Annotated in this window: 14 protein-coding genes; 10 read left to right on the forward strand and 4 right to left on the reverse strand. The window is 70.3% G+C overall.

What is annotated here, in order from left to right:
• The coding region (locus ACIOKD_RS41030; protein ID WP_402093541.1) for a hypothetical protein at nt 1-348 on the reverse strand (348 nt) is incomplete at its 3' end.
• Between the two features lie 272 nt (nt 349-620).
• Nucleotides 621-2,363, reverse strand: a complete 1,743-nt coding sequence (locus ACIOKD_RS41035; protein ID WP_402093543.1) for a dolichyl-phosphate-mannose--protein mannosyltransferase — start codon at nt 2,361-2,363, stop codon at nt 621-623.
• Between the two features lie 62 nt (nt 2,364-2,425).
• Here ACIOKD_RS41035 and rsmI point away from each other — a divergent pair, with 62 nt between their 5' ends.
• The 10 genes from rsmI to ACIOKD_RS41085 all read left to right on the forward strand — a co-directional run bounded on the left by rsmI (nt 2,426) and on the right by ACIOKD_RS41085 (nt 16,290).
• A complete protein-coding gene (gene rsmI / locus ACIOKD_RS41040; protein WP_402093544.1) occupies nt 2,426-3,301 on the forward strand; it encodes a 16S rRNA (cytidine(1402)-2'-O)-methyltransferase in 876 nt (291 codons plus the stop codon).
• 392 nt (nt 3,302-3,693) lie between these two features.
• Nucleotides 3,694-4,239: a hypothetical protein gene (locus tag ACIOKD_RS41045; protein ID WP_402093546.1), complete on the forward strand. Its 546-nt coding sequence runs from the start codon at nt 3,694-3,696 to the stop codon at nt 4,237-4,239.
• Nucleotides 4,240-4,334: 95 nt separating this feature from the next.
• Nucleotides 4,335-5,204, forward strand: coding sequence for a TatD family hydrolase (locus ACIOKD_RS41050; protein ID WP_402093548.1), 870 nt, complete (start codon nt 4,335-4,337; stop codon nt 5,202-5,204).
• A gap of 231 nt (nt 5,205-5,435) precedes the next feature.
• Nucleotides 5,436-7,010, forward strand: a complete 1,575-nt coding sequence (locus tag ACIOKD_RS41055) for a ubiquitin-like domain-containing protein (RefSeq protein ID WP_402093570.1) — start codon at nt 5,436-5,438, stop codon at nt 7,008-7,010.
• 175 nt (nt 7,011-7,185) lie between these two features.
• On the forward strand, nt 7,186-8,046 hold the full coding sequence (gene rsmA, locus ACIOKD_RS41060; RefSeq protein WP_402093550.1) for a 16S rRNA (adenine(1518)-N(6)/adenine(1519)-N(6))-dimethyltransferase RsmA: 861 nt from the start codon (nt 7,186-7,188) through the stop codon (nt 8,044-8,046).
• A gap of 38 nt (nt 8,047-8,084) precedes the next feature.
• The gene (locus ACIOKD_RS41065; protein WP_402093571.1) at nt 8,085-8,996 is read left to right on the forward strand and encodes a 4-(cytidine 5'-diphospho)-2-C-methyl-D-erythritol kinase; all 912 of its coding nucleotides are present in this window, start codon (nt 8,085-8,087) and stop codon (nt 8,994-8,996) included.
• Between the two features lie 228 nt (nt 8,997-9,224).
• Nucleotides 9,225-11,033 carry an ABC-F family ATP-binding cassette domain-containing protein gene (locus ACIOKD_RS41070; RefSeq protein WP_402093552.1) on the forward strand — a complete coding sequence of 603 codons (1,809 nt, stop codon included), beginning with the start codon at nt 9,225-9,227 and terminating at the stop codon, nt 11,031-11,033.
• A 213-nt stretch (nt 11,034-11,246) separates the two neighbouring features.
• Nucleotides 11,247-13,112 carry a PQQ-binding-like beta-propeller repeat protein gene (locus ACIOKD_RS41075; protein WP_402093553.1) on the forward strand — a complete coding sequence of 622 codons (1,866 nt, stop codon included), beginning with the start codon at nt 11,247-11,249 and terminating at the stop codon, nt 13,110-13,112.
• Nucleotides 13,113-13,227: 115 nt separating this feature from the next.
• Nucleotides 13,228-15,105 carry a PQQ-binding-like beta-propeller repeat protein gene (locus ACIOKD_RS41080; protein ID WP_402093555.1) on the forward strand — a complete coding sequence of 626 codons (1,878 nt, stop codon included), beginning with the start codon at nt 13,228-13,230 and terminating at the stop codon, nt 15,103-15,105.
• A gap of 480 nt (nt 15,106-15,585) precedes the next feature.
• Complete coding sequence (locus tag ACIOKD_RS41085) at nt 15,586-16,290, forward strand: LuxR C-terminal-related transcriptional regulator (protein WP_402093556.1); 705 nt, start codon at nt 15,586-15,588, stop codon at nt 16,288-16,290.
• 103 nt (nt 16,291-16,393) lie between these two features.
• Here ACIOKD_RS41085 and ACIOKD_RS41090 read toward each other — a convergent pair whose 3' ends face one another.
• Nucleotides 16,394-16,729 carry a hypothetical protein gene (locus ACIOKD_RS41090; RefSeq protein WP_402093557.1) on the reverse strand — a complete coding sequence of 112 codons (336 nt, stop codon included), beginning with the start codon at nt 16,727-16,729 and terminating at the stop codon, nt 16,394-16,396.
• 52 nt (nt 16,730-16,781) lie between these two features.
• Nucleotides 16,782-18,509 (reverse strand): sodium:solute symporter family protein, encoded by a 1,728-nt coding sequence (locus tag ACIOKD_RS41095; RefSeq protein WP_402093559.1) that lies wholly within the window; start codon nt 18,507-18,509, stop codon nt 16,782-16,784.
• Nucleotides 18,510-18,538 lie beyond the last annotated feature (29 nt).

The following is an 18,538-nucleotide window of genomic DNA, read 5'->3' on the forward strand; positions in this document are numbered from 1 at the left end:
TAGGTCGCGTCGGGTCTGTGCTGCCATCTCTGCGAAGGAATTGAGGCTGGCCGCGAGGGGTGCAATGTTGAGGTCGCGTCGGGTCTGTGCTGCCATCTCTGCGAAGGAATTGAGGCTGGCCGCGAGGGGTGCAATGTTGAGGTCGCGTCGGGTCTGTGCTGCCATTTCCGCGAAGGAATTGAGGCTGGCCGCGAGGGATCCCAACCCCAGTTCACGCTGTGCTCGCGTCGCCGCTACGAGAGACGAGTCAATACGCGATGACGCACCGAGCTGCGGCGGATGGATCCGGTCTGACTCACCGGACTCGACCTGATCTTGCTGCCCGGTTTCGGTTGCATCGTCGTCCATGTAATGAGACTACGACTCACGCACCTCTGTCGGTTCCGATGGCGGTAAGTCTTTGGCAGACCACTCCTGCGGTTCGTGCATTTGAGATCCGTCTAAGCGCCGTCGACTGTCTCTATCGTCGCCGTGGACGCAGAGTTGCGTCCACCTGTGCGGACGCCCTAGGGGCCGGGCCGTCTCCGGGCCGTCTGAGGGGGACCAACGACCACCAGTGACGACCAACGACGACTACGACGGCCCGGCACCGGTAGCCGGCCGTCGTAGCGTCTGCCCAGCTAGACCCACGTATCCAGCCACATCCGCGACCGCCATGAGTCGACCGGGATCGCCTGGCCCGTGTAGATCGGCCAGAAGTAGATGAAGTTCCAGGCGATCAGGAGGACCAGGACGCCGGTGGCTGCCGCGCCGACCACTCGGCGGCGTTCCGTGGCGCCGGGTGGGCCCAGCATCGCGCCGATCATCATCGCCACCGCCAGGCACAGGAAGGGGAGGAAGACGACCGCGTAGAAGAAGAAGATCGTGCGTTCCTGGTAGAGGAACCACGGGAGGTAGCCCGCCGCGATGCCGCAGGCGATCGCGCCCGCCCGCCAGTCGCGGCGGAAGAGCCAGCGCCACAGCACGTAGAGGAGCGCGAAGCCCGCGGCCCACCACAGGAGCGGGGTGCCGAGGGCCAGGACCTCGCGGGCGCACTTCTCGCCCGCGTCCGTCGGGCAGCCGTCCTTGCCCGGCAGCGGCGACTCGTAGAAGTACGAGACCGGGCGGCCCGTGACGATCCAGCTCCACGGGTTCGACTGGTACGTGTGCGGGGAGTGCAGGCCGACATGGAAGTCGTACACCTGGGTCTCGTAGTGCCACAGGCTGCGCCACCAGTCGGGGAACAGCCAGCCCCAGTCGCTGGTGCGGCCGTCGGCCGTGGCCCAGTTGCGGTAGTAGCCGCCCTTGCCGTCGGTGGCGGACAGGAACCAGCCCGTCCATGAGAGGAGGTACGTGGCGACCGCCACCGGGACCGTCGAGAGGAACGCCCAGCCCACGTCGCGCCTCAGAACGGCCCGGTAGGGGCGGCGGGCGCCCGCCACCCGCCGCGAGCCGACGTCCCACAGGACCGTCATCAGGCCGAACGCGACGAGGATGTAGAGGCCGTTCCACTTGGTGCCGATGGCCAGGCCCAGCATCAGGCCCGCGAGGAGGCGCCAGGGGCGGCGGCCCAGGCGGGTGGTCGTGGCGGTGTGGGAGTCCGGGCGTACGACCCCGTCGGCGTCCTCGGGAAGTGCGGCGGCCAGGCGTTCGCGGGCCTTGTCGCGGTCGACCACCAGGCAGCCGAAGGCCGCGAGGACGAAGAACATCAGCACCTGGTCGAGCAGCGCGGTGCGGCTCATCACGAAGTGCAGGCCGTCCACGGCCATGAGGGCGCCGGCCAGGCAGCCGAGGAACGTCGAGCGGAACAGGCGGCGGCCGATCCGGCACAGCACCAGCACGGACAGCGTGCCGAGCAGCGCCGTCATGAACCGCCAGCCGAACGGCGTGAACCCGAACATCCACTCGCCGAGCCCGATGACGTACTTGCCGACCGGCGGGTGCACGACATAGGCGGCGTCCGTCGGGATCCTGACGTTGCCGCCGTTCTGCAGGATCAGCTCGTTGGCGTCCTTGGCCCAGTTGACCTCGAACCCGCGGTGGATGAGTGCCCAGGCGTCCTTGGCGTAGTACGTCTCGTCGAATATCACCGCCTTCGGGCTGCCCAGGTTCCAGAACCGCATCAGGCCCGCCAGCAGCGTGATGAGCAGCGGGCCGCCCCACGCCGACCAGCGGACGATGCGTTCGGCGGCCTCCTGGCGGAGCCCGATCGCCGCCCACAGACGTGGGCCGGGCTCGGTGTACGCGGGCACGAGGCGGTCGCGGACGTCGTCTCTGGATCCGGCCGCGTAGCCGAACCTGCGCAGCCGCTGCTGCCACGACGGCCGCTGCTCTTCGACGCCCTGTCCCTGCCGGGTGTCCGTGGAGGACGCGGTACTTGTCACCGCGCCATCGTAGGGAACAGGTCTGTGTGAGTCCCGCGGGCCGCCCCTGCGAGGATGGAACCGTGACAGGAACCGGTGGAACCGCGGCAGGAACCCTCGTACTCGCAGGAACGCCCATCGGGGACATCGCGGACGCACCGCCCCGGCTCGCGGCGGAGCTGGCGGGGGCCGATGTCATCGCCGCCGAGGACACCCGGCGGCTGCGGCGGCTGACCCAGGGCCTCGGCGTACAGCCGACCGGACGGGTCGTGTCGTACTTCGAGGGCAACGAGTCCGCGCGTACGCCCGAACTGGTCGAGGCGCTGGTCGGCGGCGCGCGCGTGCTGCTCGTGACCGACGCCGGGATGCCGTCCGTGTCCGACCCCGGCTACCGGCTCGTCGCCGCCGCCGTCGAGAAGGACATCAAGGTCACGGCCGTCCCCGGGCCGTCCGCCGTGCTCACCGCGCTCGCGCTGTCCGGGCTGCCCGTCGACCGGTTCTGCTTCGAGGGATTCCTGCCGCGCAAGGCGGGGGAGCGGTTGTCGCGGCTGCGCGAGGTCGAGAGTGAGCGGCGCACGCTCGTCTTCTTCGAGGCCCCGCACCGGCTCGACGACACGCTCGCCGCGATGGCCGAGGTGTTCGGGACCGAGCGGCGGGCCGCCGTCTGCCGCGAGCTGACCAAGACGTACGAGGAGGTCAAGCGGGGCCCGCTCGCGGAACTCGCCGTCTGGGCCGCCGAAGGGGTGCGCGGCGAGATCACCGTCGTCGTCGAGGGCGCCCCCGAGAAGACCGAGGTGCTCGGCGCCGACGAACTGGTGCGCAGGGTGCGGGTGCGCGAGGAGGCGGGGGAGCGGCGCAAGGAGGCGATCGCCGCCGTCGCCGCGGACGCGGGAGTGCCCAAGCGGGAGGTCTTCGACGCGGTCGTCGCGGCGAAGAACGCCGAACGCGTGACTCCCTGAGCAACTTTTGAGCGATCTCCTGACCGACCTCATGACCGACCTCCTGACCGACCTTGACCCTCTCACCGACCTCCGGAGTGACCTCCTGAGCGACCCCCGGAGTGGGCGCGCGAAGAAGCGGGTGACCTGCTGGAATAGGGCGTGGTCGGCCCCGTCGAGGGAGCGCGCGTGCCCTCAGGGGAGCGCACGATTTCACAGGGGAGCGCACCGGCCCAAGCGCTCGTAAAGAACCGCCGTCGAAGGCAAAGCTCCGACCGGGAATCAAGGGCCGTCCGACAAGGAACGGCCAAGACGGCTCCAACACTCGACAGGTTCGGTGCATTCACGTCGGCGGAGGCGTCCACTGGAGGAAGGACAGACCCGTCCTCGTCCAGCGGACAAGAGGAGCTGGCATGAGTGAGATCGCAGGGCAGCCCGGTCGGATCACCGGCGGACCCGCACACCGCATCACGGCCACCAACACCGACACCGTCCACGAGTCCTATTCCTTCGCCTGCATGCGCTGCGGACACGGCTGGGAGCAGTCGTACGAGATCGAGCACCACTTCGACGCCGACGGAGCCGAGTTCGTGACGTACGTGGCCGACGGCCTGGTCGTGCCGTCGCCGCTGAGCCGGCCGAGCTGCGTGAACTGCGACGGCCACATCGTGCGCATCATGCGGGCCGGCCAGGTGTCCTCGGCACAGAACTCGATGCGCCGCGCGCTGTCCGTACCGCCAATGAAGCGCGCCCCGCTTGCCGCGACAGCTCCCGCGACAGCCTCCGCCACGGGCCCCGCGACGGCCCCCGCGCTATCGGCGGACACAGCACAGTCGCCGGAGGTGGCACAGCTGCCGGAGACGGCCAAACTGCCGGAGACGGCCGCGCTGCCCAAGGCCGAGCACCACTGGCACCTCTCCGATCTGCTGCATCCGTTCCACCACCGCAAGGCGGGGTGACTCCGGGGTAGCCCGGCAGGACGGCAGGACGGCAGGACGGCAGCACGGCAGGACCGCGTTCCGTTGCCGCCGGGCCCCCTTCGTAGGATCGGGGTATGCCTTCCCACGCCGAAGCCCCGCCCCTGCCGGACCCCCTGCGGGTGCCGGTGGCCGACTCGCACACCCATCTCGACATGCAGTCCGGCACGGTCGAGGAGGGTCTCGCCAAGGCCGCGTCGGTCGGCGTGACGACGGTCGTGCAGGTGGGCTGCGACCTGAAGGGCTCGCGCTGGGCGGCCGAGACGGCCGCCGCGTACGACGCCGTCCACGCGACCGTCGCCCTCCACCCGAACGAGGCGCCCCGCATCGTGCACGGCGATCCCGACAACTGGTCGCGGCAGGGCGCCCGGGTGGCCGGTGGCGCGGGCGCGCTGGACGAGGCGCTCGCCGAGATCGACCGGCTCGCCGCCCTTCCGCAGGTCAAGGGCGTCGGCGAGACCGGACTCGACCACTTCCGCACCGGCCCCGAGGGCATCGCCGCCCAGGAGCGGTCTTTCCGCGCCCACATCGAGATCGCCAAGCGGCACGGCAAGACACTCGTCATCCACGACCGGGACGCCCACGCCGACGTGCTGCGGATCCTGAAGGAGGAGGGCGCGCCCGAGCGGACCGTCTTCCACTGCTACTCCGGGGACGCGGAGATGGCGGCGGTCTGTGCCCGCGCCGGCTACTACATGTCGTTCGCCGGGAACATGACCTTCAAGAACGCGCAGCCGCTGCGCGACGCCCTCGCCGTGGCGCCGCTCGAACTCGTCCTCGTCGAGACCGACGCGCCCTTCCTGACCCCCGTCCCGTACCGCGGACGGCCCAACGCCCCCTATCTCATTCCGGTCACGGTCCGTGCCATGGCCACCGTGCGGGGGCTAGACGAGGACGTGCTGGCGACGGCGCTCTCGACGAACACCGCCCGCGCGTTCGATTACTGAGCCGTAACGGGCAGCGCGCTCCCAGGGTCCGGCCGAAGGCGCTTCACCACACGGTGTAGTCGCGCTGCTTTGGAGAGTGACGGACGCTCCGCTAGGTTCTGTCCGCCCACCCGCCTCCCCTCAACCCGAAGGAGCCCCGCGGGCGTACCTCTCTCCACCGGTCTTCTGGAGCGTGTCGTCGTGAGCAGTCCGCAGTACGGGACGTATGGCCCGAACCCAAGCCCGAGCCCGATTCCGTTTCCGTTTCCGTTTCCGGCATACGGGCCCGCCTATCACGGCGGCCACAGCGGCCACAGCGGTCACAGTGGTTACGGCGGTTACGGCAATTACGGCGGTCGTGACGATCCCGAGGCGTACGGCCACGGCCACGGCTACGGCCACGGACATCCGGACACGTATCGGCCCGCGTACGAGTATGAGCCCGTGCCCACCCACGAGTACGGGACCAGGCACGGGCCTGTGTACGCGTACGAGCTTGAGCACGGCCCCGCGTACGGCCATGGGTACGGGCACGGTTACGTGCACCCCGGCGAAGCCTGGTTCCCGGACGCGCCGACGCTTCCGCGGCAGGCGGTGCCCCTCGCCCCGACCACCGAACTGACCGCGGATCCGACCACGCATCCGACCGCGGATCCGATGACGGATCCGACAGCCGATCCGACCCGGTCCGGTGGACGCGCCGAAGCCCGGCGGGCCGCCCGGCGCCGCAGGAGCGCGGAACGGCCCGACGTACGGAAGCTGCTCCCGCAGGCGCTGGTCGTCGCCTTCCTCGCGGGCGGCACCTCCGCCTTCGTCGCCGAAGACAAGGCGATCGAACTGACCGTCGACGGCAAGCCCCGCACCCTGCACACCTTCGCGGACGACGTGGGCGAACTGCTCGCCGACGAGGGGGTCAGGGTGGGCGCCCACGACGTGGTTGCCCCCGCCCCCGGAACCGCCCTGACCAGCGGTGAGGAGATCGCCGTGCGGTACGGGAGGCCCCTGCGGCTCACCCTTGACGGGCGGGCGAGTCGCGTGTGGACCACCGCGCACACCGTGGACGAGGCACTGCGGGAGCTCGGGGTGCGCGCGGAGGGCGCGTACGTGTCGGTGCCGCGCGCTCGGCGGATCGGGCGGGCGGGGCTCGTGCTCGACGTCCGTACCGAGCGGACCGTGACGGTCATGGCGGACGGACAGTCGCGGACGGTCCGTACGAACGCGGCGACGGTCCGCGAGACCGTGGACGAGGCCGGGATCACGCTGCACGGCCAGGACACCACCTCCGTGCCGGGCGACAGCTTTCCGCGCGACGGACAGACGGTGACGGTTATGCGGATCACCGGCACGAAGGAGGTCCGTGAGGAACCGCTGCCCTTCGAGGTGCGGCGGACCCAGGACCCCGGGCTGTTCCGGGGCACCGAGGTCGTGGAGCAGGCGGGGCGGCCCGGGCTGCGGCGCGTCACGTACGCGCTGCGGACCGTCAACGGCGTCGAGCAGAAGCCGCGGCTGCTGCGGTCCGAGGTGGTGCGGGAGCCGCGTGCGCAGGTGGTGAAGGTGGGGACGAAGCCGCTTCCCATGTCCGTGCAGGGAGCCGACCGGCTGAACTGGCAGGGGCTCGCCCACTGCGAGTCCGGGGGGCGTCCGGGGGCGGTCGATCCGTCCGGCACGTACGGCGGGCTCTACCAGTTCGATACGCGGACCTGGCAGGCGCTGGGCGGGTCGGGGCGGCCGCAGGACGCTTCCGCGGCCGAGCAGACGTTTCGGGCGAAGAAGTTGTATGTGCGGCGGGGGGCCAGTCCCTGGCCGCACTGTGGGGGGCGGTTGTAGGGGGCCGTGGGGGAGAGGGGCGTCTGCGGCCCGGTGGGGGCTGGTCGCGCAGTTCCCCCCGCCCCTGCATCTCAGCCCGTCCGGCGTTTGAGGACGAGCGCGCCGGCGCGACAGGGGGTGTGGGGCGCAACCCCCATGGACGGGACCCGGCAGCGGTCACCCTTACCCTTGGGGCGTGACCAGCCCCGCCTCCGACGCCCTCCTGGGCCCCGCCGACATCCGCGAACTCGCGGCAGCCCTCGGCGTACGGCCCACCAAGCAGCGCGGTCAGAACTTCGTCATCGACGCCAACACCGTGCGGCGTATCGTCCGGACCGCCGACGTCCGTCCCGAGGACGTGGTCGTCGAGGTCGGACCGGGCCTCGGGTCCCTGACCCTGGGGCTTCTGGAGGCGGCCGACCGGGTCGTCGCCGTCGAGATCGACGACGCCCTCGCGGGCGCGCTGCCCGCGACGATCGCCGCCCGCATGCCGGCCCGCGCCGAGCGTTTCTCGCTCGTCCACGAGGACGCCATGCAGGTGGCCGAGCTGCCGGGCCCCGCCCCGACGGCCCTGGTCGCGAACCTCCCGTACAACGTCGCCGTGCCCGTGCTGCTGCACATGCTCGACACCTTCCCCACCATCGAGCGCACGCTCGTGATGGTGCAGGCGGAGGTCGCCGACCGGCTGGCCGCGCCGCCCGGCTCGAAGGTCTACGGCGTGCCCTCCGTGAAGGCGAACTGGCACGCCGAGGTCAAGCGTGCCGGATCGATCGGCCGCAATGTCTTCTGGCCCGCCCCGAACGTGGACAGCGGCCTCGTCTCGCTGGTCCGCCGCGCGGAGCCGGTGAGGACGACCGCCTCCAAGCGCGAGGTCTTCGCCGTCGTGGACGCCGCCTTCGCCCAGCGGCGCAAGACGCTGCGGGCCGCGCTGGCCGGCTGGGCCGGTTCGGCGCCCGCCGCCGAGGCCGCGCTGGTCGCCGCGGGGGTCTCGCCGCAGGCGCGCGGCGAGTCCCTGACGGTGGAGGAGTTCGCACGGATCGCGGAGAACAAGCAGTGAGCGAGACGGCAGGTGTGACGGCAGGCGAGACGGCAGGTGTGACGAGGAGCGCGACGGGGAGCGTGACGGTACGGGTTCCCGCCAAGGTCAATGTCCAGCTGGCCGTGGGTGGGGCCCGGGCCGACGGGTTCCATGATCTCGCCAATGTGTTTCTCGCCGTCGGGCTGTACGACGAGGTGACGGTGACCCCCGCCGACGCCCTCCGGGTCACCTGCGAGGGATTCGACGCGTCCCAGGTGCCCCTGGACCGTACGAACCTGGCGGCGCGGGCGGCGGAGAAACTGGCCGCGCGGTACGGGCGCCGGGCCGATGTGCACATCCACATCGCGAAGGACATTCCGGTTGCCGGGGGCATGGCGGGTGGCTCCGCCGACGGCGCGGGCGCGCTGGTCGCCTGCGACGCCCTCTGGGGTACGGGGGCCTCGCGGGACGAGCTTCTGGAGATCTGCGCCGAGTTGGGCAGTGATGTGCCGTTCAGCCTGGTCGGCGGGGCCGCGCTCGGGACCGGGCGGGGGGAGAAGCTGCGGGTCCTTCCGGTCGGGGGGAGCTTCCACTGGGTGTTCGCCGTGGCCGACGGGGGGCTGTCGACCCCGGCGGTGTACGGGGAGTTCGACCGGCTCCATGACGGGGTCGCGGTGCCTGAGCCGGTTGCCTCCGGGGTGCTGCTTGAGGCGTTGGCCTCGGGGGACGTCTCGGCGCTGGCCGGGGCCGTGTCCAATGACCTTCAGGGTGCCGCGTTGTCGTTGCGGCCGTCGTTGGCCTCGACGCTGGCCGTCGGCAGCGACGGTGGGGCGTTGGCCGCGATCGTGTCGGGGTCCGGGCCCACGACCGCGTTCCTTGTCGCTGACGCGGAGGCCGGGGGGAAGGTCGCTGACGCGTTGGTGGCGTCCGGGGTCTGTCGCGCTGCGCGCGTGGCTGTGGGGCCTGTGCCGGGGGCTGTTCTGTTGTGACCTGCACGGTTGTGTGTCGGGTGTGGGTGCGGGTGCGTGAGGGCTGGTCGCGCCGTTCCCCGCGCCCCTGAAGACAGAAGCCGAAAGACTGCGCCGTTCCCCGCGCCCCTAAAAGCCGCAAGACCGCGCCCCCGAACGTCCCCGCCCACCCTTTCAGGGAGGCCGGAAGGATCACCCTTCCGGGCGACTACCCTGGAAGGTCGATCGATCCCCCTTGTCAGGAGTGCGATGGCCGTCAATCTGGTCAATGTCGAGGCAGTCAGCAAGGTGTACGGAACCCGTGCGCTGCTCGACGGAGTCTCCCTCGGCGTGTCCGAAGGGGACCGGATCGGGGTGGTCGGCCGCAATGGTGATGGCAAGACCACGCTGATCCGGATGCTCGCGAAGCTGGAAGAGGCCGACACCGGGCGCGTCACGCACTCGGGCGGCCTGAACGTCGGCGTGCTCACCCAGCACGACTCCCTCGACCCCGCGGCCACCGTCCGGCACGAGGTCATCCGGGACATGGCCGACCACGAGTGGGCGGGCAACGCCAAGATCAGGGACGTCCTGACGGGCCTGTTCGGCGGGCTCGACCTGCCCGGTTTCCCGCAGGGCCTCGACACCGTGATCGGACCGCTCTCCGGCGGTGAGCGGCGGCGCATCGCGCTGGCCAAGCTACTCATCGACGAGCAGGACCTGATCATCCTCGACGAGCCCACCAACCACCTCGACGTGGAAGGCATCGCCTGGCTGGCGCGGCATCTGCGCGAGCGCCGGTCCGCGCTCGTCTGCGTCACCCACGACCGGTGGTTCCTGGACCAGGTCTGCACCCGCATGTGGGACGTGCAGAAGGGTGACGTCTACGACTACGAGGGCGGCTACACCGACTACGTCTTCGCGCGCGCCGAGCGGGAGCGCATCGCCGCCACCGAGGAGGTCAAGCGGCAGAACCTGGTCCGCAAGGAGCTGGCCTGGCTGCGGCGGGGCGCCCCGGCCCGTACGTCCAAGCCGCGCTTCCGCGTCGAGGCCGCCAACGAGCTGATCGCGGACGTGCCGCCGCCCCGCGACAGCAGCGAGCTGATGAAGTTCGCCTCGTCCCGGCTCGGCAAGACGGTCTTCGAACTGAAGGACGTCACCGTGCAGGCCGGGCCGAAGGTGCTCCTCAAGCACCTGACCTGGCAGCTCGGACCGGGCGACCGGATCGGTCTGGTCGGGGTGAACGGCGCAGGCAAGACCTCCCTCCTGCGCGCCATGGCGGATGCCGCCCGCTCCGACGGCGAGACGCAGCCCGCAGCGGGCCGGGTTGTCGCCGGCCGGACCGTCAAGCTCGCCTACCTCTCCCAGGAGGTCACCGAGCTCGACCCGACGCTGCGGGTGCTGCAGGCCGTCCAGGCGGTCCGCGACCGGGTCGACCTCGGCAAGGGCCGTGAGATGACCGCGGGCCAGCTCTGCGAGACCTTCGGGTTCAACAAGGAGAAGCAGTGGACGCCCGTCGGCGACCTCAGCGGCGGTGAGCGCCGCCGGCTGCAGATCCTGCGGCTGCTGATGGACGAGCCGAACGTCCTCTTCCTCGACGAGCCGACGAACGACCTCGACATCGAGACGCTCACCCAGCTGGAGGACCTCCTCGACGGCTGGCCTGGCTCCCTGATCGTGATCTCCCACGACCGGTTCTTCATCGAGCGCACGACCGACCGGGTGTTCGCGCTCCTCGGCGACGCGACCCTGCGGATGCTGCCGCGCGGCATCGACGAGTACCTGGAGCGGCGCCACAAGATGGAGGAGGCCGCCGCGGCCTCGGCTCCGGCCGCGGACAAGGGCGTCTCCCCCGCCGCGGTGTCGGCCAAGGAGGACCGCGCCGCGAAGAAGGAACTCCAGAGGATCGAGCGGCAGCTGGACAAGATCTCCGAGAAGGAGAGCAGGCTGCACACGCAAATCGCCGATAACTCCACGGACTTCGGAAAGGTGGCCAAACTGGACGGCGAGCTGCGCGAACTGGCCACCGAGCGCGAGGAGTTGGAAATGCGCTGGCTGGAGCTCGCCGACGATGCGTGACGAGCGCGGTGAACAAGCGTAACGAGGGCATCACGGGCCGGTTCTCCCTTGGAAACAGGGGAGAACCGGCCCGGTGTTCGAGCGCTCCAGGGTGATAGAAAGGGCCGTCTGAGAACACTCTCAGGCCCTATGACAACCACTGTGAGTGCATCGCCTGCTGCGGTGCGTACTGCAGGGCATGGCTAAAAATCAGTGAAGAGGGGGAACGCGCTGATGACTCAGCCGCCTGAAAAGCCGTCGCAGCAGGGCGGGTTCGGAGCGCCGCAGGACCAGCCGCCGCAAGGCGGTTTCGGACCTCCGCAGGACCCGCGGGGCGCCACGCCGCCACCGCCCGCCCAGCCGCCGGCGGCCCCGCCGCCCCCGCAAAGCGCTCCGCAGGGCACCACGCCGCCCCCGCAGGGCGCACCGGGCACCACGCCGCCGCCCGCGCCCGGTTACGGCTATCCGCAGCAGCCCGGCCCCTACGGTCAGCCCCAGCAGCCCGGCCCGTACGGCTACCCGCAGCAGCCGGGCCCGTACGCCCAGCCCGGTCCGTACGGGCAGCCGCAGCAGCCGGGGCCCTACGGCCAGCAGCAGCCCGGTTACGGCTACCCGACGCAGCCGCAGTTCCCGGGCGGGCCCGGCACCCCGCCCGGCGGTGGGTCGCGGAGCCCCTTCAAGGGGAAGCCCGCCATGGTCATCGGAGCCGCGCTGGCCGCGGTGCTCGTCATCGGAGGCACCGTACTGGTCGTCTCCAGCGGTGACGACGACGGCGGCAAGAAGAAGCCCGTCGCCGACAGGAGCCAGGACGCCAAGCCCTCCGGGTCCGACGCGCCCATCAACCCCGGTGACGGCGACGGCGACGGCAACGCCGGTACCGAGGACCTCAACGACGGCCGCCAGGCGGGCGAGTCGAAGGTGCTCTGGTACAAGGAGGCGCCCGACGCGCCCGGTTCCGGCGCCGACGCCCCCGGCATGTGGATCACGGACGAGGTCGCCGTGAAGGCCGCGTACAAGCAGGTCCTCGCCTACGACGTCGGCGACGGCAAGGTCAGCTGGCCCGCGATCACTTTCCCGCAGGCCATCTGTGCCGCGTCCGCCCAGAAGACGTCCGACGACAAGGTCTTCGTGGCGTACAAGGAAGGCACCAAGAGCGGCGCCGAGTGCAACCAGCTCGTGCAGATCGACCTCGCGACCGGCAAGAAGGGCTGGACGAAGGAGATCCCGAAGGGTGAGCTGTTCGACAGCTCCCTCTCCCTCAGCCTGAACATCTCCGGGGACACCCTGATGGTCGGCCGTTCCCAGTCCGGCCTCGGCTACGACACGGACAGCGGCGACAAGCTCTTCGACAAGAAGAGGTACGACAACGCCTGCTTCCCTTCGGCGTTCGCGGGCGGTGCCAAGCTGCTCTCCGTCTCCTCCTGCGGCGCTGGCGGCGACAACGAGCACGACGAGGTGCAGGAGCTCGACCCGGCGACCGGCAAGGCCAAGTGGACCAAGAAGATCCCCAAGGGCTGGCGCGTGGAGCGCGCGTACTCGGTCGATCCCGTCGTCCTCTACCTCACCAACGCGGACAAGAAGCAGTGGAACGTCACCACGCTGAAGAACGACGGCACGGCCCGTTCGCAGGTCGACGTCGACGAGTCGTTCGCGCCGCAGTGCGGCTGGGCGCTCCTCTCGCGTGACCTCCAGGGCTGCGAGGGTGTGGCGGCCGACGCCAACACCCTCTATCTGCCGACCGAGGCGAAGAGCGGCGCCAACGAGGTCGTCGCGGTCAGCCTGGAGACCGGCAAGGAGAAGTGGCGCGTCAAGTCCCCCGCGGACGACTCGATGCTGCCGCTCAGGATGGACGGCGCGAACCTCGTCGCGTACGTGGAGCCCTCGTACGACGCGGGCGGGCGGATCGTCTCGATCCCGACCGGCGGCGGTTCGCACACACCGAAGACGCTGCTGCAGAACCCGCAGGGCGCGGCGGACGTGGAGAACGGTTTCTTCTCGAAGGCCGTCGACTACGTGGACGGGCGTTTCTACCTCTCCACCACCCGGCTGACGGGCAACGACGAGTCGAAGGAGAAGTTGATGCTGGCCTACGGCAAGTGACCGGGCCCGTCTCCGCTTCCGCCCTTCGCGCCCGCCGCGTGCGCGTCCGCCCCACGCCCGTCTTCAGCGTCTTCCGCGTCCCTTCCGTCCCCTTCGCATCCGAGGTACTCACGCCATGAGCCAGCCGCCGCCCCCGCCGCCGAACCAGCCGCCCCAGGGAGGCGGTTTCGGCGCCCCGCAGGACCCGCCCCCGGGCGGGTTCGGTCCACCCACGCCGCCCGCCGGACCGCCGCAGCAGCCGCCACAGCAGCCGGGTTACGGCTACCCGCAGGCGCCCCCGCCTCAGACGCCGCCCCAGACGCCTCCCCCGGCCGGCCCGCCCTCCGCACCGCAGGGCCCGCCGCGGCAGCCGTACGGCTACCCGCAGGGGCCCCCGCAGCCGCCGACCGTGCCCGGCTACGGCTACCCGGGCCAGCAGCCGCCGCAGGGTTACGGCTACCCGGGGCAGCAGCCCCAGTACGGCTATCCGCAGCCCGGCACCATGCCCAGCACCATGCCGATGCAGCCGCAGGCCCCGCAGAGCGGGAAGAAGTTCAACGCCCAGGCGGCGATCATCGTCTCGGCCGTGGTGGCGATCGCGCTGATCGTCGGCGGCGGTGTCTGGTACGCGAGCTCGTCCGGCAAGGACGACAAGGACACCTCCGCGGGCTCCGGCGGCACCGACGGCGGCAAGGACGGCGACGGCGACAGCGGCGGCGACGGCACGGGCGGTGGCGGCGGCGGCGGCTCGGAGAAGGTGCCGTCCAGCACGAGTGCGAAGGTCCTCTTCCAGCTGCCCGCGCCCGAGGTCCCCAAGAAGGACGTCTGGAGCGTGGAGGGTTCCTGGCTGACGGACAAGGTGTACGCCAAGGCGGGCGTGCGCAAGGTCGTCGGCCACGACCCGGACACCGGCGAGGAGACCTGGTCCCTGCCGTTGACGGGCCTGACCTGCGCCGGTTCGCCCGAGGTCACCAAGGACGGTGTCGCCGTGGTGGTGGCGGAGGGCGCCCCGCGCAGCAAGGCCGACCCGTACCCGTCGTGCACCGAGGTCACGGCCTTCGACGTGAACACCGGCAAGGCGCTCTGGACGAAGTCGGTGGCTCCGGGCGGCGGTGAGAAGGCCGCGTTCAAGGAGGCCAGCATCAGCGGCACCACGGTCGCGGTGGGCTCCGGCCTCGACGGCGGCGCCGCCTTCGACATCGCCGACGGCAAGGTTCTGTGGCAGCCGAAGGTCGGCACGTGCGAGGACGTCGGCTACGCGGGCGGCGAGCAGCTGGTCGCGGTCCGCAAGTGCGGTGACTACGGCAACGAGAAGTACGAGGTCCAGCGGCTCGACCCGAAGACGGGCACCGTCAAGTGGAGCTTCAAGCTCCCCACGGGCATCGACAACGCCAAGGTCATCTCCACCAAGCCGGTCGTCTTCGGCGTGGACTCCGGTGACGGACCCGACTCCATCACCGCGTCCGGCGCCACGGACATCTTCTCGCTGGACGACAGCGGCAAGCTGCGTGCGAAGATCACGCTGGAGGACGGCAAGTACGAGCACGACTGCGGTGTGAACAAGGTCCACAACTGCAAGTCGATCGCGGTCGGCAACGACAAGCTGTACGTGCCGACCAAGCAGCACGAGGGCACCGAGAAGTACAGCCGGGTCAACGAGATCGTGTCCTTCTCGCTGGCCACGGGCAAGTCCACGAGCGACCGGGCCGACGCCGGCGACGGCTACGAGATCTGGCCGGTCCGGATGGACGGCACCGACATCATCGCGTACAAGAGCGGCCCGTACGACAAGGGTTCCCAGGTCGTCTCCATCGACGGCAAGTCCTTCAAGGAGACCAAGCTCCTGGAGACCCCGGCCACCGACCAGGTCCGCAGCGCGATCAGCGGGATGGTGCCCAAGTCGTCGGAGATGCTCTACACGGGAGGTCGGCTCTTCATGGCCGAGGACCTGGTCAGCGCGCCGTACTCCAAGGACGAGAAGGACTACGTGGCGATCGGGTTCGGCGCCGAGTAGCCCACGCGGCACCCACGCGGCACCCACGCGGTCCGCTGAACGCCCCTGTCGCCCGTTTCCCGGGTGGCAGGGGCGTTCCGCTGTGCTGTCGAAAGGGCAGCGCGACAGAAGGGCAGCGGGACGGGCGGGAAATGGTCCAAGGGCGATACGGGGTGGTCAAACAGTGATCCGGGTCAGGCTTGTTCGCTGCGGAGTGTGGCAAGTTGCCCCGCTGCGCTCGACGGAGACCCATGATCAATGGAAACTTCCGGGTGTATACCGGTGTGTTGGTGTTGATGTTGGTGTTGTGTGGATGCAGGGAGGTTGTCTTCCGCGAGCCGTTCCGCGAATGAGATGAATCTTGACATTACGGGGCACTTCTCTCCACTGGGGGGAGCGCAACGTCGAACAAGCGTGTAGCTTCCGGGGGATGGAGAGCCGGGGGGCTCCTATCCGTGGGGTACCAGTAGGGATCCTGGGGGGACTGGGGGGTTGGGCTCGATGGGAGTGCGGCTCATGGTGGTCGACGACCACCGACTGCTCGCCGAGGCGCTCGCCTCGGCCTTGAAACTGCGCGGGCACCGTGTGCTGGCCGCGGCCGCGCCCGCCGCGGGAGCGGCGGAGCTGGTGATCACCAGGGCGCCGGAGGTGTGCCTGATCGGCACGGCCACGCCTGCCGAACCGGGCATCTTCGACCCGGTGGTGAAGATCAAACGGGAGCGGCCGCAGGTCGCGGTGCTGGTTCTTGGGCCGGTGCCCAACCCGCGAGGCATCGCCGCCGCGTTCGCCGCCGGCGCCTCCGGTTACGTACGGCACGACGAGCGCATAGAGGGTGTCGAGCGCGCCATCATGAAGGCACGAGCGGGGGAGGCCGCGGTGGCGCCGCAGCTCCTCCAGGCCGCCTTCAGCGAGCTCCTCAACCCGGCCGCGCAGCCCGACGACGAGGGGCAGCGGCTGCTCCAGATGCTGACGCCCCGCGAGGTGGAGGTGCTGGTGCGGGTGGCCGACGGCGAGGACACGCGGCTCATCGCGGCCGGTATGGGCATAGCGCCCAGCACCGCCCGCACGCACGTACAGCGGGTACTGATGAAGCTGGGCGTGGGCTCCCGGCTTGAGGCGGCCGCACTGGCGGCCCGCACGGGCCTGCTGGACCGTGCGGGGCCGTTGTCGCAGCACTCGGCACCGGGAGCGGGGCAGGAGGCCTAGGTCCTGTCGTCAGATTCCCGTCGTCCGCCCGTAGGGCCGCCCGGCAGACGGGAATTCGACGACAGGGCCTGGAGCCCGCGGCTGCCCGCTCCCCGGCCGACTGCTACTCGGTCGTGTCGTCGGCCGGGGTCGGTGGTGCCACGGGGCGCAGCCACAGCCAGGCCAGGAAGAACAGGCCGAGGGCCAGCATGCCCAGGCCCGTCCAGAGGTTGATGTTGACGCCCTCCGCCTTGTCGATGTCGGCGTCGGACGCGGCGATCCCGGCGATCGTCACGATGATCCCGTAGACCACGAAGAGGCCGCCGATGATGCGGCGGATGTCGAAGAGCCGGGCCGCGGTGGCCGACTCGCCCTGCAGTTCGGTGACCTCGCGCTGGACGTCATGCTCGGTGCGCCCGGAGTTCCCGGGGCGGTCGGGGTGGTCGGGGGTGGTGGACATGGGGTGATCAGCCCTCCGGTCGTCGGGATTCGGCGGAAGTCGGCGGCAGTCGTCAGAACGAGAACGGGATGTAGCAGGCGGCGGCGAGGATGACGGCGCCCCAGCCGAGCAGGGCGGGCCTGCGGTACCAGGCGTCGTCGCCCGCTCCGGCCGGCTCCTCCATACCGGGCGAGCTCGTCCCGTACACCAGTCCCCGCAGCTCCGCCTCCGGCTTCGGGGCGGTGAAGAGGGAGACGGCGAACATCACGACCGCGCCGGCCACGAACCCGGCGATCGCGGAGACGAAGTTGGCGCCCTGGTCGGAGGGGATGTCGATGATGTCCTGCTTGTAGAGGACGAAGTAGTTGACCATCGCGGCCGTCGTGCCGGCCAGCAGCCCCCAGAACCCGGACTTCATGGACGCGCGCGGCCAGAACATGCCGACGATGAAGACGACGAACATCGGCACGTTGAAGAAGGAGAACAGCGTCTGGAGGTAGCTCATGATGTTCGAGAAGGACGAGGCGAGGAACGCCGTGCCGATCGACGCCAGCACACCGACCACCGTGATGAGACGGCCGAAGCGCACGTAGTACGCGTCCTCCTCGTCCCGCTTCACGTACTTGCCCCAGATGTCGTTCGTGAAGACGGTGTTGAACGAGGAGATGTTGGCCGCCATTCCTGCCATGAAGGCCGCCAGCAGGCCTGTCACCGCGATGCCCAGGACACCGTTGGGGAGCAGGTCCTCCATCAGGTACGGGATCGCGTCGTTGTACTGGAGGTCCGAGCCGGAGGTGCCGATCTTCGGTACGAGCACGGCCGCGACCAGACCCGGGATCATCACCAGGAAGACGATGAAGATCTTCGGGAACGCGGCGATGAGCGGGGTGCGCTGCGCCGCGGACAGGTTCTTCGCGGACAGGGCGCGCTGCACCTCGGCGAAGTTGGTCGTCCAGTAGCCGAAGGAGAGCACGAAGCCGAGGCCGAGCACGATGGTCAGCCAGTTGGCGCCGAGCGGGTTGTCGCTGCCGATGCCGGTGCCGCCCCACGCGGTGGTGAAGTCGCTGCCGTGGCTCGCCGTCAGGGAGTCGGTCAGGCCGTCCCAGCCGCCGACCTTCTTCAGGCCGAGCACCGTCAGCGGGATGAGCGCGGCGAGGATGACGAAGAACTGCAGCACCTCGTTGTAGATCGCGGACGACAGCCCGCCGAGGGTGATGTACGCGAGCACGAAGGCGCCCGCGACGACGATCGACACCCACTCCGGCCAGCCGAGCAGCGCCTCGACGACGATGGCGAGGGCGTACAGGTTCACGCCCGCGATGAGGACCGCGGCGAAGGCGAACAGCACGGAGCTGAGCAGATGCGCGCCCCGGTCGAAGCGCAGCAGCAGGAACTCGGGGACGGATCTGACCTTCGAGCCGTAGTAGAAGGGCATCATCACCAGGCCCAGGAAGACCATGGCGGGGATGGCGCCGATCCAGTACCAGTGCACGGTGTAGACGCCGTACTGGGCGCTGTTGGCGGCCATGCCCAGGATCTCGGTCGCGCCGAGGTTGGCGGCGACGAAGGCCAGTCCGGTCACCCAGGCGGGCAGTGAACGCCCGGAGAGGAAGAAGTCGAGGCTGGTCCTCACCGAGCGGCGGGCGGCGAAGCCGATGCCGAGCACGACGACGAAGTAGATCGCCAGGATCGTGTAGTCGAGCCAGTTGGTGGGGAGCCGCAGCTCGGCGGCCAGGGGTGTTGCCAGTTCTGTGGCCAGGGATGTGGCCGGGTCTGTGGCCGGGTATGTGGGGGTCTGCATACTGCTCTCACTTCACCTTGGTGTTCTTT

The organism is Streptomyces sp. NPDC087844, from assembly GCF_044742785.1.
Lineage (GTDB): Bacteria > Actinomycetota > Actinomycetes > Streptomycetales > Streptomycetaceae > Streptomyces.

What these genes read in the sequence shown, in the direction of transcription:
- ACIOKD_RS41045 (WP_402093546.1), top strand. Translation starts at nt 3,694, where the DNA reads ATGAGTGAGATCGCAGGGCAGCCCGGTCGGATCACCGGCGGACCCGCA.
- ACIOKD_RS41050 (WP_402093548.1), top strand. Translation starts at nt 4,335, where the DNA reads ATGCCTTCCCACGCCGAAGCCCCGCCCCTGCCGGACCCCCTGCGGGTG.
- ACIOKD_RS41070 (WP_402093552.1), top strand. Translation starts at nt 9,225, where the DNA reads ATGGCCGTCAATCTGGTCAATGTCGAGGCAGTCAGCAAGGTGTACGGA.
- ACIOKD_RS41075 (WP_402093553.1), top strand. Translation starts at nt 11,247, where the DNA reads ATGACTCAGCCGCCTGAAAAGCCGTCGCAGCAGGGCGGGTTCGGAGCG.
- ACIOKD_RS41080 (WP_402093555.1), top strand. Translation starts at nt 13,228, where the DNA reads ATGAGCCAGCCGCCGCCCCCGCCGCCGAACCAGCCGCCCCAGGGAGGC.
- ACIOKD_RS41085 (WP_402093556.1), top strand. Translation starts at nt 15,586, where the DNA reads ATGGGAGTGCGGCTCATGGTGGTCGACGACCACCGACTGCTCGCCGAG.
- ACIOKD_RS41090 (WP_402093557.1), bottom strand. Translation starts at nt 16,729, where the DNA reads ATGTCCACCACCCCCGACCACCCCGACCGCCCCGGGAACTCCGGGCGC.
- ACIOKD_RS41095 (WP_402093559.1), bottom strand. Translation starts at nt 18,509, where the DNA reads ATGCAGACCCCCACATACCCGGCCACAGACCCGGCCACATCCCTGGCC.